The organism is Arachnia propionica, assembly GCF_037055325.1.
Classification (GTDB): domain Bacteria; phylum Actinomycetota; class Actinomycetes; order Propionibacteriales; family Propionibacteriaceae; genus Arachnia.
The window spans coordinates 2718188-2733253 of record NZ_CP146373.1; the positions used below are offsets into that span (position 1 = coordinate 2718188).

Annotated in this window: 12 protein-coding genes; 1 reads left to right on the plus strand and 11 read right to left on the minus strand. The window is 64.5% G+C overall.

Going from position 1 to position 15066, the window contains the following annotated elements; translation table 11 throughout:
- Positions 1–24: 24 nt before the first annotated feature.
- On the minus strand, positions 25–582 hold the full coding sequence (locus V7R84_RS12595) for a CAP domain-containing protein (protein WP_338569582.1): 558 nt from the start codon (positions 580–582) through the stop codon (positions 25–27).
- A gap of 341 nt (positions 583–923) precedes the next feature.
- Positions 924–1478 (minus strand): CAP domain-containing protein, encoded by a 555-nt coding sequence (locus V7R84_RS12600; protein WP_338569585.1) that lies wholly within the window; start codon positions 1476–1478, stop codon positions 924–926.
- A 525-nt stretch (positions 1479–2003) separates the two neighbouring features.
- Here V7R84_RS12600 and V7R84_RS12605 point away from each other — a divergent pair.
- The gene (locus V7R84_RS12605; RefSeq protein ID WP_338569588.1) at positions 2004–3002 is read left to right on the plus strand and encodes a hypothetical protein; all 999 of its coding nucleotides are present in this window, start codon (positions 2004–2006) and stop codon (positions 3000–3002) included.
- A 136-nt stretch (positions 3003–3138) separates the two neighbouring features.
- Here the strand turns inward: V7R84_RS12605 and V7R84_RS12610 are convergent, their stop codons facing one another.
- The 9 genes from V7R84_RS12610 to V7R84_RS12650 form a co-directional block, all read right to left on the minus strand.
- Positions 3139–3555 carry a hypothetical protein gene (locus V7R84_RS12610; protein WP_338569590.1) on the minus strand — a complete coding sequence of 139 codons (417 nt, stop codon included), beginning with the start codon at positions 3553–3555 and terminating at the stop codon, positions 3139–3141.
- 812 nt (positions 3556–4367) lie between these two features.
- Entirely contained in the window at positions 4368–4808 is a 441-nt protein-coding gene (locus tag V7R84_RS12615) for a hypothetical protein (protein ID WP_338569593.1), read from the minus strand.
- Complete coding sequence (locus V7R84_RS12620) at positions 4801–6111, minus strand: RAMP superfamily CRISPR-associated protein (protein WP_338569595.1); 1311 nt, start codon at positions 6109–6111, stop codon at positions 4801–4803. Before V7R84_RS12620 ends, V7R84_RS12615 begins: the two co-directional genes overlap by 8 nt.
- A 1-nt stretch (position 6112) precedes the next feature.
- Complete coding sequence (locus V7R84_RS12625) at positions 6113–7309, minus strand: RAMP superfamily CRISPR-associated protein (protein ID WP_338569596.1); 1197 nt, start codon at positions 7307–7309, stop codon at positions 6113–6115.
- A complete protein-coding gene (locus tag V7R84_RS12630) occupies positions 7306–7932 on the minus strand; it encodes an RAMP superfamily CRISPR-associated protein (RefSeq protein ID WP_338569599.1) in 627 nt (208 codons plus the stop codon). The genes V7R84_RS12625 and V7R84_RS12630 overlap by 4 nt, the downstream gene beginning before the upstream one ends.
- Positions 7929–9443, minus strand: a complete 1515-nt coding sequence (locus V7R84_RS12635) for a Cas10/Cmr2 second palm domain-containing protein (RefSeq protein WP_338569600.1) — start codon at positions 9441–9443, stop codon at positions 7929–7931. The genes V7R84_RS12630 and V7R84_RS12635 overlap by 4 nt, the downstream gene beginning before the upstream one ends.
- Positions 9444–9454: 11 nt before the next feature.
- Positions 9455–11860, minus strand: a complete 2406-nt coding sequence (locus V7R84_RS12640; protein WP_338569603.1) for a TIGR03986 family CRISPR-associated RAMP protein — start codon at positions 11858–11860, stop codon at positions 9455–9457.
- Positions 11861–11961: 101 nt separating this feature from the next.
- Positions 11962–12909, minus strand: a complete 948-nt coding sequence (gene cas6, locus V7R84_RS12645) for a CRISPR system precrRNA processing endoribonuclease RAMP protein Cas6 (protein WP_338569605.1) — start codon at positions 12907–12909, stop codon at positions 11962–11964.
- A gap of 2 nt (positions 12910–12911) precedes the next feature.
- On the minus strand, positions 12912–14729 hold the full coding sequence (locus V7R84_RS12650; protein ID WP_338569607.1) for a hypothetical protein: 1818 nt from the start codon (positions 14727–14729) through the stop codon (positions 12912–12914).
- Between the last annotated feature and the right edge of the window lie 337 nt (positions 14730–15066).

The following is a 15066-nucleotide window of genomic DNA, read 5'->3' on the forward strand; positions in this document are numbered from 1 at the left end:
TTCACGAGCGTCGGATTGCTCTCGTCAGGATTCGACGAGACCCGCCCCAGCAGGATCCTGATACGTGGCGAAGTTCTGGGTTGCGTACCAGGAATTGGTGGCGGAGTTGTAAGCCAGGCCGATTCCCAAGGCGTTCAGATCCCGATTCACCATGTTGTCGTAATGGCGCGGCGAGTGCAGCCACTGCTCGAAGATCTTGGTGCCGATGTCCTCACCGGGAGCATCGCCGCTGCGCATGGCGACATTCTCCGCAGCGCCACTCGCTCCTGCCGGGTAATGGCTGCCAGGATCCGGTCGGTGGGACATGAAGTTCCTCGCTGCCATCTGCTCGGACCAGTCCTGGGCGACCGCATCCAGCTGGACGTAACGGGTCAAGGGTTTCAGTCCATGGCTGGCACGCAGCTCATTGACCTTGGTCAGGATGGTCTGGGCATACGCAGCACTGCTTTGAGTGACTCCCGCAGGGGCTTCAATGACCTGGGCAGGCACATCCGATCCAACGACGGCGCCCTGGGCAGCCGGGGCCGCGACAAGGGGCACGGCAGCCAGTAGGGCACCTGCGAACAAACGCGTCATTTTCATGAAACAGTCCTCTCGTGGCTAGGGAAAATGGACTGCCTCCACCACAACACAACCACGGAGGCCCGCAGAGCCGTGACGAACCAGGCACCCACCGACCGAACGACGACTAACTATGGTTAAGTACGACTTGACTAGGGGTTTCATTAATCTGAATCACTACCTGAAAAATTCTCAGGTTATGTGACTTTCCGGGCGTGTCGCGGCCATCGTCGGCCTCTTGACTACCGAGAAGAAGCTGCGATGAGCCTGGTCACTCGCGATGACCCACGCATCGGGGCGGCCCGATGATCGGCTGAGCCGATCCGGACCGCCCCGATGTCGCAGACGTTGATTCGGCCTCGTCAGGAGGCGACGAGACCAGAACCGCCCGGGTTCTTGTAGTTGGCGAAGTTCTGGGTGCCGTACCAGGACTTGGTGGACGAGTTGTAGGCCAGGCCGATGCCCAGCGCGTTCGCGTCGGGGGCGACCATGTTGGCGTAGTGGCCCGGCGACTTCTGCCACTGTTCGAAGAGTCGGGCGCCGATGTCACCGCCCCCGGAGCCGCCTCGCATGGCGACGTTCTCCGAGGCCGTGCTCCACCCTTGCGGGTATTTGCTGGAGAACTGTGGCCGATGCGACATCGAGTTCCTCGATGCCATCTGCTGAGACCAGTCCTGGGCGATTGAGTCCAGCTGGACGTAGCGCGTCACGGGTTTCAGCCCGAGGCTGGCGCGCAGCTCATTGACCTTGACCAGGATGGTGCGGGAGTATGCGGCACTGCTTTGCACGACCACCGCGGGGGCACCCTGCACGGCGGCCTGAGGCGCATCCGATACGGCGGAGGCCTGACTTACCGGAGCCGCGACGAGCGGCACGACGGCCAGCAGGGCACCCGCGAACAAACGCGTCATCTTCATGAAGCAGTCCTCTCTTGGTGAGGGAATTTGGACCGCGGAACACTCCAGCACACGATCGCGAGCCTCGTCAGCGCTTTGGCACGACAGGCCCGGAGGTTGACAAATACGCCATCGCGGGCCATTCACCGTTTGACTGGCCCTTTTGCCCGGTCGTTGGACGCATTTGAAAATTCGTCACCCCACTCGGCTCCTCGGGCGCGTCAATAGAGACGACACCCACGCGGAATCTGTCGCAGCTCTAAAGCGATAAAACCATTTATATTTCTGATGTCGCAGGCTCATCACCGAGCAGCGGGATCACGCGAATCACCGTTGTTTCCGACCCTCGGCGCCGTCACCACTGACCAACTTCTTGGACGAAAGTGAGCTGACTCTCCGCCAGGGAGGTGCGATTCTGGGGGCTGCGGCATTCTGATGTCGTCAGGCCCGTGGCGAAGGACTTCACGTGCGCGAGATGGAGCGCCGTAACGTGGTGTTTCTCGCGTATCGAGAACACCGAGAGGCGTGATCCAAGGAGGTGATCCGATGGCGGAGGAAAGGCGAGAACTGCAAGAGGCGGGATACGCAACTCTGGGGCAGGCCATGGCGGGGCATGTGATGATCTCTGTGGTCATTGCACCTCTGGTCGTGGGGGTGTTGTGGCTGCTTGGCCTGATCATGCAGCCGGGAACCGACGTCGGCGCCATTGTGGTGCTGGGGCTGGTGACGACCGTGGCCAGTGAGATCCTGATGGCTCTGGGTGAGCGACCTGCGGTGGTGCGCGCCCGGCATTCGACTCCCGGTGGCTGGGCCTACGCCATGTGGATTTTCGTGGTGCCGCCGCTGGTGGGTTTCGTCGTCGGGTGGTGGGAGTCGCCCCGCGTCGCGTTGCCGACGGCCCTCGCCGCTCTCATTGTGTTCTGGGTCGTTGGTCTGTGGTCACAGCCGTGGGAACGGGGCGACAGCCAGGCCGAGGTGCGCGCCAAGTGGGAAGCCGCGAAAGAGATGACCGCGGAAACGTTCGGAGAGGACAAGCTCAGCGACGGCTGGGTGATTCGCAGGGATGACCAGGGCCACGATGACTTCCAGGAGGACATACCGCTGTGGGCGAGCGTGCTCAGTCGGCTGCTGTCGTCGCTGGTCGGGGTTCCGTTTCTCGTCGGCGCGCTGTATCTCCTCAGTTGGCTGCTGCACCTGGATCTTGGTTTCGGGACCGCGATCCTGATCGGCTTTGCGACGACAACGACGAGCAGCGTGCTTGTCGCATTGGCGGAGCATCCGGCGGTGGTGCGGGCCCGGAATCCGAGGCCCGGCGGCTGGGCCTATGCCGTCTGGATTTTCGTTTTTCCTCCCATTGTTGGGGTCGCTATCGGCTGGTGGCAAGAACCCGTACTGGCGCTGCCGTCGGGGCTGGCCGCTCTCGTCGTGTTCTGGGCGTCGGCGTGTGCCGTCAAACCGTGGCGAAGGGCTTTGCGCAAGGCCGATTACCAGGCCACTTGGGAAGCGACCAGGAAATGGTTGCAGGAAACCGAGGAGAACAGCTGATCCATGATCGGTTTCGACACTCACGGCCTCTGCCGATGGCTTCTTGGCTCATCAGCGTGACACCCAGTCGGGGCGACGACGCGTGACAGTTCCCAGGAATCTGGGCGTCCGGTATCCGCACACAGCGCCGCCGTCATCAGTGATCCTTGATTTTCTTGATGTCGGGAGGCAGCGTGTCCCAGTCCCACTCCTTGACCCACTTCCCGTCCTTTTCCACCACACGGGATGTGCCAATATCACCAGACAGCAACCACAGCACGTCGGCACCCTCCTGCCACACCACCCCCACCGGGTGCGCGCTCAGGAGATAGCGCTGATCGTCGCTCCATACCACCTCGCCCGCCGAATTCTTGATCACCGGATACACATTGCGCTTCCCGTCGATCTCCTCCGAGAGAAACTCTGATGTGTACCGCCCCGACGATGATGCCCGCGTCTCCCCGTCACGCAACACAGGTGGTTCCACAGCAAACACCACACTCCACACCCACCAGAGCACCAATGCCGCCACCCCGACGGCACCTGCCACCAAGACCCACGTCCTCGCCTTCATCGCTACGGCCAGTCCTTCCTACTCATCGCGACACCTCGATCATCAACGATCACCGCGCTGTTCCCTTCTCACCCGATCTGGATACCTAGCATGTCCCAACGCCACGGCCCCGGTAGAAGCCCTCGTCACGGGCAGCTCCTGCGCTGCGGCCCGGTGCACCCAGACGCCATCCCCTTCCGGCAATCCGTAGGTGAGCGTGGCGGGTCGTTGACATAAGGGCTCGCGGCCCCGCGATGGGATGGGTGGTGTGAGACATCCCCTCAAGCAGGGGCCACGAGCTGTGGTCAAGTCTACGTGTTCACGGTGCACGGTGGCGAGTGTGAGCACCAACTTGTCCGACTTTGACGCGATCAGCCTGCACTGATCGACGACGGATGATGGTAGAAAGCGACGAGGCCCCTCGCCGGCCACCCCGACTGCAGGGTCGCGTCACGCCCGCTATCCGCCCGGCCTCGGCAGCAGGTCAAGAACACCCACCGGACGCGGCAACACAACGCGACCACCCAAGACATCACGCCCAACTACGAAGAGCAACTTGAGGGTTCGCGGTGGTTTCAGACCCGCCCCACATCCCTATCCTCTTGGCACGCCGTCCTGACAAGCTCTGTTGCGGCGGTTTTACACACCACCACTCCTCACCCCCTCCAAGTAGCGGACAGATCCTGTCCTCAATGGGGTAAAACCCCTCGTCACGTGCCATACACACCTGAGGCTGTTTTTGGTCGTTCTCCAACACCCCTGCCTGAGGGTGTCTCCACGATGCTGAGTCGCAGGAAGCTGGGCCTCTTTATCACGTCCTGGCTCAACCGGATTTAGGAAGGGTTTTCTTCTTGTATGAATGTCACCGGGTTTTCTCCTAGCACCTCCACTGATTGCATTGTTTCGGGCCAGTGTGCTTTTTCGCCTGCGAAGTTGATTTTTAGGCGTTCGTGGTCGGGTTTCCAGGTGAGGACCTGCCGGGTTATCGTGGGCACCTCCTTTTCTTTCTTCCCGCCGCTCGGGGTTTTCCGTAGCCATCCTGCTATCACCTTGCCCGCGTCGATTCGACCGCGCAGCAGCACCTCGCCGTCGCGGCTCCAGCCCCAGATGTGGCTGTATGGGGGTGCTTTGTCGGGGCAGGGGCCGATGTGGAAGCCGTCGTAGTTGGCCCAGGCGCAGGTGAGTTCGCTCGCTTCCTCCCGCAGTTGGGACCATTCCACCTCGCCTTGTCCGGAAAGGTAGCGGGTTTCGGTGGTTCGTTTCTGCTCAGGCATGCTGCGTCTCCTTCTCCTCTTTCTCCTTCAGTGAGCGGTGGGTTCTTTCCAGTTCGATGTCGGCTTCGGTGATGCCCTCGATGTCCTTCAGGGTGGTGGTCATTGCGAAACGCTGGAATTCTTCGCCGAGCTTCAGCTTTTTGAACTGCACCGAACCGAGCCCCGTCGAGGTCCGGCCTCCGATTCCGAGGTATCCCTCCTGCAGGTCTCGCAGCGCCAGCAGCAGGGCCTTCAGCACCCAGGCGTGATGTTCCTCGACGTCGCGCAGTTGTCCGATCACCAGCCGCGCCTGGCAGGTCACCGTCTTTTCGGGGAAGAGTTTCTTCTCCGCCACTCCTCCGGTGAAACGGTCGATGGCGTTGCGGGTTCGTCCCGCCGGGTGGTCGGGTTTCAGTGGGGTGAAGTGGAAACTCCACCTGCCCACCCCGGTTTCTCCGGACCCGAAGACCTCGCAGACGGCGCACTTCCCGCAGCCGCGCCACTGCTGGTCCTCCGCGCCGCAGATGTCCAGGCCGAGGCTGCGTCCGATGTATTCCACCCTTCCCCGGAGGATTCCCTTCCACCGGGTGCCGTGGAACCAGTGGTCCTCTGGTCTCAGCTGATCCTTCAGGTTTTGGGTGGGAAGGTTCAGTCCGTCGATGCGGATCGTCGCTTCCAGGAGGGTGGGTGATTCCTCGGCGGTCACCTTGTGGTCGGTGCCGCCTTGCAGCAGGGCGTCGAGGGCGTCCGGTCCGGCGTCTCGCAGTGAGACCCGGGCCAGCAGGTCGGCGGGGTGCGACAGATCCAGGGTGCGGTACGAGATGGCCGTCACCTTGGCGTGCCCGAGGCCTGTGCTGATTCCGCCTCCGATGGTGACCTGCCACTGTCCGAGTAGCTGTAGCGCCTTGGCGGGGTCGCCCTCGTGCCGCAGGTAGAGCTGGATGGTTTCGGTGTCGTAGACCTCCTCGACGTCGTGCGACCCGTGGTTGCGGGCCGCGTGACGGTTCCGGTCGACGGCGGTGGCGGTGCGGCGTCTGATCTCGGGCTGTCCTTCCTCGCCGCCGGTGAGCCGGGTGCCGAGGAACCACAGCGTAGAGGCCTGGAAGTCTGGTTTTCCGTCCTTCGTTTTCTCCTGACCCATGAGGAGTTCCCGGGCTGCCTCGTCGATGCCGGCCCGGAAGGAACCGGCCAGGCTCGACGGCGGCAACGCCGGCCTTCCGGCGTTATCGCGCAGCGTTTCGAGCGCGGCCTGGTCCTGTCCGACCGCTCCGACGCGCCACGGTCCCAACGGGCGGATCGTCACTCGAATGTAGGTGAGAATCATGTCAGTTCCGTCCCTCTCGTAGCCTCGATGCCCACGGGTTGCGCTGCGCCTGTGGGGTGTCGCGGATCACGCGCCGGGCCGCCGCCCGCCGGCCCTCCGTCAGGTTCAGCCAGGCGCGCCTGCCCTCCAGGGTCTTGGTGTAGTCGCCCTCCCGCAGTTCCTGCAGCCAGCCCGCCACCGCCTTGCGGTCCTCTAGCGGCCAGCCGAGCATGGCGTCGAGATCCGGGGTCGCGACTCCCCCGGTGTGTTCCTCGCCGGGTTTCCCGCCGGGTGGCCGCCAGGGTGTCGTCACCTGTTCGAGCCATCCGAATCCCTCGGCCCTGCGGGTCCCGAGGCCGCGTTCCAGCAGTTTCAGCACCTTGTTCCGGTCGGGTTCCCGCAGTTTCACGACGGCCCCGGGTGCGATGGCGATGTCCCCGGGTTTCGGGGTGCCCGACGCCAGATGCCAACCGCTGATCCCCTCGCCCGCGACCCTGCCACCCCAGGCATCCACGACCTCAAAGCCCTCGAAGGTTTTCATTCCTTTCCATTCGAGGGTGGGTGCGCCGGCCTCATTCAGGCGGATCGTCGGCGACAGGGTGCGCAGCACCACATCCCCCGATGCGGGCAGCTCGGGTGGTGGTGTCGGTTCGATCCGGATCCGGGCACGTCCCATGACGCTTCTGCGACCCCCGATGCTGGCGGATTCCAGCTCCACCAACCTCCCCACCAGATTCTCGTCGCCGTGGATCAGGCCGTGGTAGGTCTGCCGGCGACGGTGGGCCTCGCGGGAGAACAGGTTCCCGTCGAGAGCGGTGCGTTTCTCGGGGTCAATGGCGGTGGTGGTCACCACCTTCAATGCGTTCTTATCGCCCCAGATCACATCGCCCTTGAGGTGTTCTCCCACGGCATCCCCCGCATCCTCGAAGGCGCAGTCGACGTATTCGCCGTCGCCGGGGGCGTACTTGCGGCGCAGCACGGACTGGCTGGCGACGTCCCCCGTCACGGCCAGCAGGGGCCCGAACCGCACCGAGTGGTCGAAGGTTTTCCGGAAGACAGAATCCGGGTCGCCGTACCGGATCCGCCAGGCGGTGGCCAGTGCCCCGCGCAGCGTGGAACCGGGAATGTATCCGAGGCTTGGGGTGTGGAAGGCCCGGGTGGCCCCGGTGCCGATGACGATCGCCTGTTCGCTTGTCACAGTTACCCGCCACCAGCTCATGATGCGCTCCTGACCTGCTCGTTTCCGGCCTGCCCGTTCCTGGCCCGCTCGATCCTGGTGAGCATTGCCTCGATGTCGTCGGTGTCGGTGGTGATGCTCACCCATCCCAGGCCGCGACGCCGGTCGGCGCCGATCCCATCGACCAGTCGCGCGGCGACGTGCAGCAGCGCGACGTGTGTCTCCAGCTCCTCCGGGGGCAGGGGCTGGGTCAGGGAGATCGTCGCGGTGGCCCGATCCGCGTGCAGCTCCTCCGCGAAAAGCAACGCCCCGTCCCGGGCGCGACGCCGCTCGTCGATGGCCACCCGGGAGCGCACCCGGATCCGTTCCCGAAGCTCATCCGTGTGGTCAAGTTTCCCGTCCGAGAAGTTCCACGGAGAGCTGCCGCTGCCGCGTTTCCCGAACACGGCATCCACCAGGTGATGGTCGACGTATGTCGTGCCTCGTCGTTTTCCCGGCAGGACCATGCGGGCGGCGTCCCGCATGACGCCTTTCAGCGACGTGGCTGGCAGCGGATTCTCCTCGTCGATCACGTCGTCGACCTCCCCCTGCCCGTATCCCTGGGAGATGCGGAAGGCGGTGTTGAAACGGATGTCCAGCTCGATCGTGGTCTTGGTCGTCGTCATGCGTACCACCTCATGATGTTCAGTACCGTCAAGAGTTCCTCGGTGCCCTGGTTCGTGGCCCGCTCCCAGTTCCTTCCGAACACCGCGTCCAGGAGGTCCGCGGCCCCGGACAGCCTGCTGGCCCGGTGTCTCAGGTGCAGGGTACGGTCCTTCTCGTCCCTGATCCGTAGTTCCTGGCGCAGGGTGGCGCGCGCCGCGTTGCCGCGTTCGTCGTCGCCGAGCCGACGCGCCAGGTCTCGCAGTTCCTCAATCCGCCCCCAGTCATCGAGGGTGCGGAATCGTCTCGACGGTGTGGGGCCCTCGTTGGTGACATCCAGCCAGGCGAATGACCAGTCGTTGCCCCTCACCGCTTCCTTGGCGGTGCGCAGCAAGGTGGTGGCCAGTTCCACCTGGTCGCCGATGGGGTAGGCGAGTTTGCAGATCACCATGCCCGCGGAGAAGCTGACCTTCCCCGCCCCCAGCCCGAAGGTGTCGCTGCCCGCTTCCTGTTCCAGGTGTTTCAGGAATGTGGTTAGGAAGGGCCATGCCTTGGTGGCGGGCACGGTCACCAGCACGTCGTCGCCGCCGAGGATGTGCGGGACGGCGGGCATGGGGTTCGCCGCGGCGCCCCGGTCGTCTGTGATCTCCTCGATGGCTTTGCGCAGCGCCAGTTTCGTGGCGTCCTTGACGGCCTTGGACACCCTCCGCAACTCCTGCAGACCGTCCTCCGAATCCGCAGCAGCCGCCCTCAGCTCCCGGAACAGCTTCCCGAAGCCGTTGCCGTCGGCGAAGATGGTGGCGACGTGGTTACCGGTGTGGGTGCGCGACCCCTCGGAGCCGAGATCACCGAGCCGCGCCAACTCCTTGAAATGCTCCACCTGTGTGAGATGTCCGAATTTCTCCTGCTTCCGGAGCTCGCGAAGCATGACCTGCTCCACCATGAATCCCTGCTGGACCCCGCCCAGCAGGGACCAGTTCAGGAGCCTGTTGCGGCCCTTCCGCGGAGCACGGGAGGCGCAGTCGCCGCACAGCCGCGTCGTCTCGTCCCCCACCGAGGTTTCCTCCGAGGCCATACCCGAGGAGCATTCGTCGCAGTGATGGGCCAGGGGAAACTCGATCATCGACGGCGGGTACTGCCTGGTTTCGGCAGGAATGTCGTCGTCCTCGGCGCGGATGACATCGCCGTACCCGGCAACCTCCCGGAAGGTGGTGTGGACGTGTGCGGCGGGCAGGTGCAGTTTGATGTTGAGCGCGAGGGCCTCGGCGGCTTTGCGGACCTCGCCAGGATCCTCGCCCCGGATGTTCAGCACCGAGTCGACGTCAACGGCGTCATCGTTGACCGTCACCCCGGGGAAACCCTGCAGGATCTCCCCCGCGGTCTCGAAACTGCGTTCCTCGATGCAGTCGGCGGCCCCGCTGGTGTCGGTGAGGTAGGCCAGCATGTCGGAGGCGCCGCGGCGTCCCCACAGGCGGCGGGACCGGGCGAGATACCCCTGGATTTGACTGACCCCGATGGATGCGAAACACGTCATCTCCGGTCCTTTCACTTCTCGTTGCTCATGTACTGGATCGGGTCGTCGATCCTGGGAAGGGTGCGCATCCTGATCTGGTTGTTCTTGCCTCCGGAGAACTCGGCGTAGTACTTGAAGCTCTTGTCGAACTCCTTCTGCTCCGCCTCGCTGCCCCGCCGTGTGAAGTTGCCCATGGTCGGGTACCAGATGCGATCAGCGGGGACGCTGCTGGTGCCGAGCGCCCTGACGAGTCCGGTGATCCACGGCGCCTCCGGGTCGATGACCTGCATGGCGGCGCTGCACGGATCCACCTCCACCGTCCCTGCACCTGCCCGGTACCTGCCCGCGGCGTCCTGGATGCAAGTATCGGTGATGCGACCGACGGCGGTGCCGAAACCCAGGCCCTTGCCGCCACCGAGGTGGATGGCAAGGTCACCTTTGACGGTGATACCGGCACGTTCTGCGAGTTCCTGGGGTTCCAGCGCGAACATGAGGAACCCGAGCTGGCAGGCGTCGATGTTCTCGAAGTGGATCCGTCCCTTCAGGACGGGGGTTCCCTCGGTGATCCAGCGCCTGGTCTCCTGGCAGTCGGGGGCGCCTTCCTTCGGGTAGTGAGCACGACGCACCTGGCGGGGCGTGAGGCTCGTGCCCTCGGGCTCCTGGCCGTGCCAGTAGAACTTGCGGCCAGCGATCCTCCGCATCCCGGAGCGGCTCCGCAGACCGCCCCAGTGGGACGCCGGTTTCCCTCGCTCGGCCACACCCGCCTCCCGGTTCTCACCCTCCGCTGTGGGGTGTTCCAGGTAGAACGCCCCGGCGCTCGGGCGCGGGGAACGGGTCGGCGGGGGCAGCACCAGCCGCAGCGACACCGGCGCGTCGGTTTCGAAGGCCCCGAACCGCAGATGGGAGGCGTAGGCGTTGTGTTCCGCCTGGTCGCCTCGCTGACCCTCGGTGCGGGCCTCGATGAAACCGAAGGTCGCGCAGGCCGGGCACAGCTCATCCGGATCTCGGCACGGCAGCAGGGACTCGTCGGGAAGCCGCTCGCGGATCGGGCCCTCCCCGAGCTTCCGCCAGCTCGACGACATCGTGAGCCCGGTGACCACACTCTCGCCACCCTTGCTCATGGTGATCCACACCGAATCGCCCGGGGCCAGGGCGCCGTCGCTCCTGCGTCGTTTCCCGATCGTGGTGCCGTTCTTGTGCTTGACCAGCACCTCCGGCCAGTCCTTTGCATCCCATGCGGGCGCCTTGGGGGCGAGCTCACCGCCGGTGACGTCCACCGAGCGCCTGCACAGCTCCCGGTAGCCCTCCCAGGTCCTCTCGCCCAGCCTGACCGGGGTGGTTTCGAGTTTCCCCGCGGCCACATAGATGTGGTCGGCGGGATGGCTGCTCTTCGCCCCGGCGTCGGCGACGTGCACCACCCAGTCGCCGCCCTTCGTGAGCGTGGATTCCCCCTTTGATGTGAGCTGGTCACGAGTTACCTGGTTCGCTTCGTTACCGAAGTTCACTTTGTTACCGCAGCTACGCGGACAGGTGCATTTTTTATCAAAATCATCAAAGGAGATCCGCACCCCGGAGCGCAGCCCCTCCGCCCCGCCGAACAGGCGCCACAGCGCCTTGGCTCGGATCCACACCACCTTGCTGGTGGGCAGTACCGAGATCACTTTCCCGTCGGAATCGACCTCGTCCACCACAGCCAACTGTTTTTCGAGGTGCATGCCCAGGTGTTCTCGATGCACTGGTAGGTAGTCGGGGTCGAGTATGGACAGGCAGCTGCTGCTGATCACCTCGAACAGCGACCGGACGGCGCCTCGCACGGAGGATCCCGGCACGGTGACGCATTCCTCGATCCGGGTGTCGGTGGCGGTTTTCCAGTCCACCGGCATCATGAGCGGGGAACGGAAAGCGAACTCCACATCGAGATATCCGGTCAGCCCGCCCTCGACGGCATTCGCGTGGCCGCGGGGTTTGTCCCGTTTCACTGTGTCGGGCAGCGGAACGAAGGTGTAGGGATTGATGAAGGCGTTTCCACCATCGTGGAACTCGTCCAGTCTCTCCTGAATCTTTCGCTCTTTTTTTCTCGGCCTCTCTGCGCTCCTTTTTGGCCTTTCTGCATTGGCTCTCCTCCGTGGCTGCCTTGACCCAGGCTCGTACACCCTCTTTGCCCCAGCACAACCGCTCCGGATCGGTCCCCAGGATCTCGAATTCGCGCCCGTAGGCCATGTCGCGGAGGCTTTGCGTCCACTCTTTCCCCTTGGGTATCTCCAGTTCGCGTTCCCGGATCCGGCGTTTCTTGTTGGGTTTCGCGATGTCCACGGAGATCCGTTCACCGAGCTGACACATCTCGAGCGATTCGCCTTTGACGATATCGACCAGGCGGTAATACCCCGGATTTCCGGGTTCGTAATCGACACAGGCATCGGGTTCGAACGTAAAAACATTCTGCCTCGTCAGAACCGGTTTTCCATCCCACGTGAGTTCCGAGTCGACCAGCGGCCACACCCGGACGTGGTCCTCGTCGATCTCCTCGACATAGGCGTAGTCATTCACTGCCAAACCTCCTATCCCGCGACCCGCCTGGCCGCTCGTCGTCGAACCCCCACTCCCCAGTCTCCACACACCGTGGGGACGGGGTTCTTCGGGCTTCACCACTTCCTGACGGACGAGACGGGCCACGCCGGGGATGGCGTTTGTTGCCCGCGGCGATCGCGCGCATCGGGATCCGGTCCGCGATCTCCACCACACCGGTTCCCCAGGCCGTTCTCGCCCCGACGCCGATCAGTTCCCCCACCTGGAGAAGCCGGTCGATCTGGCTCGACGAGGCCGCGTCGCCGGTGCAGAGCCAGTCGACCTCCCCGATCGCGACACGGACGTCAAGAAGGCTGGCCCGCCGAGAATCTCCCTCGCTCCATCGCACGGACTGAAGCTCCACCTGCGTGGGAAACACCGACGCCATCACCTCCCGCGGCAGCCGCTCGCCGCGGCCCCGACCGCAGATCAGCGCAAGTCGCCGCTGAATGCTGCCCAGCAGCAGATACGGATCGGGCCAGGGCATGAAAAAGTCGCCGCGTTTGAAGGTGACGCCCTCGGGGAATCGCAGCCGCCACCCCTTCAACGGCCTGCCCGTGATCTCGGCGAGGTTCGCCGAGGCCACCTCCTGGATCCCCTCGACCCGCAGCGTCACCATGCCGAGCCGCTCCCGTTTCCCGAAGGCGACGCGGTCCACTAGCAACGGGGTCAGGACGTCGTCGAACAGCCGCAGCTCCACGAGCACAACGAACTCGCTGACCTGCCGCCACCGCACCGCGTACCGGTGTTCTTCGGAATGCGACTCCCCACCGCCGCTGCCCGGCGACCGGTGCAGCCACGACGAGACCATCGCGTGGATTCCCGAGGGTGTGGGGGCCAGGTGATGGTCCCCCGTCTCCATCCGCAGTAGAACCTGCCAGGTCCTGACCCGCACCGCGGGAAAGGATCTCGGTGACTCCACGTTCAGTCCTGTGGGATGGGATCGAGGAATTCGAGGTAGGGCAGCACCTTGTTCGAGACCGCCTCGAAACATCCGAGTCTGCGACATCCGATGATGCTGCCGCCTTGGCCGCGGACCTCGCCGTGCGGGAAGAAGAAATCGGGTCTGCGGGCCATCTCGGCGCTGATCCGCGGCACGATGTATCCGACCCCCGACACCGGATCCGGCTTCGGGGCGATGTCTCCCTGCCGGATCCTCGTCACCGGGATCTCGCGTCCCTGCACCCGGAGCGACGGCAGTTCTTCAGACTGCTCCTGGCGTCGCACCCACTGGTCGGAGCCCTCGGGGGCCGCCCACGTGAACGGTTCCCCCGCCTCGGGATAGTAGGTGACGTCGTGCGGGGTGAGGTTGACGAGTTTCTTCACCTCGTCCACCTGGGGCATGCCCTGGGGAAAGACTCCCGTGATGGGGGAACTGTTCCCGGATTCGGTGCGCAACACCCGGATGTATTCGCGAACACCCATGCCGGTGTTGCCGAGTTCGTAGAAATCGATCGTCAGGGTGTTGCACCAGCGGGCCGTCAGGGCCGCCATGGCCACGGGTGCGCTGACCGCGAGATGCAGAGTGGTGGCGAGGTCCGCGAGGCTCCGGAGGATTCCGCCCACGCGCCTGGCCAGCTCGTTCCCTTCCGTGTGGTCCATCCATTTCTTGACACCATCGGCGGAGGGGGTGTGGAGGTTGATGACCAGCACCGGCGCGTCATCCAGCTTCTTGGCCAGAGCGAGCAGGGGCGAGGGACGCAGGTCGTCGGCGGCCAACAGCACGACGAGGTTCTTTGCGGGTGCATTCCCCCAGAGGGCCCGTTGCAGCTCGGCGCTGGAGGGCATCTCGTCGGGGGCGAACCCGAGGGGGCATCTGGTCCCGTCGGGGTTCAGGGTTTCCAGGCAGATACTGGTGCTGCATTCCGCGGGTTCGTCCGTGGAGGTCCACTCCTTGCCGTAGGTGTCGCGCCAGGTGAAGCGTTCGATCTCACGGGCGTGCGGTAGCGCAGAACCGAGCGCCCATGCCAGGCTCGGGTGGCAGCCTCCCCGGAAGAGGAGGCGCCTGATCCGGGCCGCGTCGAGTGCGTCGATGAGAACCGGCAGCGCCTGCTGCAGGCAGCGGTAGTCGAGTTCCTCCGGGATCTGCGTGGCGGAATCCTGCCGGAGCCGAATGTGGAGGTCGGCCTCCGGGACGGTGCGGCTGTCCGCGGGCAGGTGGTTGGGTTCGGGCCGGGTCTGAAGACCAATCTCGATCTCCCCGTCGCCGAGCTCCGGTCGGCGCACCTTGAGGCGGTTGCGCAGTAGGCTGCCAAGGACCTGATTCAGTTCGCTGACCGTTGTGCCACCCTCGTCATCGGAGCGCAGCAGCCGCCACTGGAGATGGTCTCTGAGCTGTTCCGCTTCCGGGTATTTCGCCCCTAGCTGTTTGCTGGGAGCATCGATGTCGCATTCGTCCGGGGAACCGGGTTTCCGGAAGGTGTTGATGATGTGCAGCTGGAAACCCTCCGGGTCTTTCTTCTGGACCTCGACCAGCAGCGGCACCTCGGTCTCGGGCACGAAACAACTCTTGGAGATACCGCTGGAGAGCAGCAGAATCCCACCGCTCAGCCCCTCCCCGAAGGCCTGGGTGACGTTGCGTTCGACCGTTCCGGTCTCGAGGTCACGGATGTCACGCCACGGCACGATCCCCCCGACGCGCAGATAGGTTTCGATGAACTCGGCATCGACGGTCCCGCTCCCCTGATGGTAGGAAATGAAAACGGGGCCGGTGCCCCGCACCGGGGGTCGTGATGACGTCATTGCGGTTCTCCTTTCGTGGCCTCACTCATCACTGACGGACGAGGCAGCCGTTGCCTCGCCACTGGTGGGGAGTTTCCTTCCCGTTCGGGAGCGCAATCGAAGCCTGGGCGACATCACCACACCCCTGGATCCGTATGTGCTGTGAGGGATGGTCCCTCAGCTTCACAGAAGGAGGTGCACCATGCTGTGGCGTTGGTGACATGACGAGCAGCCGAGGCTGCGAACCGCAATCTCATCGTTCGTGGGGCGAACCTCAGGGTTCGCCCCACGACCACATTCCCGGGTGCCGCTGGATCCGAAAGTCGGGTGGCGGGAAAGCCCCGTCCTCAGGATTCAG

Bases quoted from the DNA above. Each gene is read 5' to 3' on its own strand.
- V7R84_RS12605 (WP_338569588.1), top strand. From the start codon at position 2,004: ATGGCGGAGGAAAGGCGAGAACTGCAAGAGGCGGGATACGCAACTCTG.
- V7R84_RS12625 (WP_338569596.1), bottom strand. From the start codon at position 7,309: ATGAGCTGGTGGCGGGTAACTGTGACAAGCGAACAGGCGATCGTCATC.
- V7R84_RS12595 (WP_338569582.1), bottom strand. From the start codon at position 582: ATGAAAATGACGCGTTTGTTCGCAGGTGCCCTACTGGCTGCCGTGCCC.
- V7R84_RS12650 (WP_338569607.1), bottom strand. From the start codon at position 14,729: ATGACGTCATCACGACCCCCGGTGCGGGGCACCGGCCCCGTTTTCATT.
- V7R84_RS12620 (WP_338569595.1), bottom strand. From the start codon at position 6,111: ATGATTCTCACCTACATTCGAGTGACGATCCGCCCGTTGGGACCGTGG.
- V7R84_RS12610 (WP_338569590.1), bottom strand. From the start codon at position 3,555: ATGAAGGCGAGGACGTGGGTCTTGGTGGCAGGTGCCGTCGGGGTGGCG.
- V7R84_RS12635 (WP_338569600.1), bottom strand. From the start codon at position 9,443: ATGACGTGTTTCGCATCCATCGGGGTCAGTCAAATCCAGGGGTATCTC.
- V7R84_RS12630 (WP_338569599.1), bottom strand. From the start codon at position 7,932: ATGACGACGACCAAGACCACGATCGAGCTGGACATCCGTTTCAACACC.
- V7R84_RS12600 (WP_338569585.1), bottom strand. From the start codon at position 1,478: ATGAAGATGACGCGTTTGTTCGCGGGTGCCCTGCTGGCCGTCGTGCCG.
- V7R84_RS12615 (WP_338569593.1), bottom strand. From the start codon at position 4,808: ATGCCTGAGCAGAAACGAACCACCGAAACCCGCTACCTTTCCGGACAA.
- V7R84_RS12640 (WP_338569603.1), bottom strand. From the start codon at position 11,860: ATGTTTTTACGTTCGAACCCGATGCCTGTGTCGATTACGAACCCGGAA.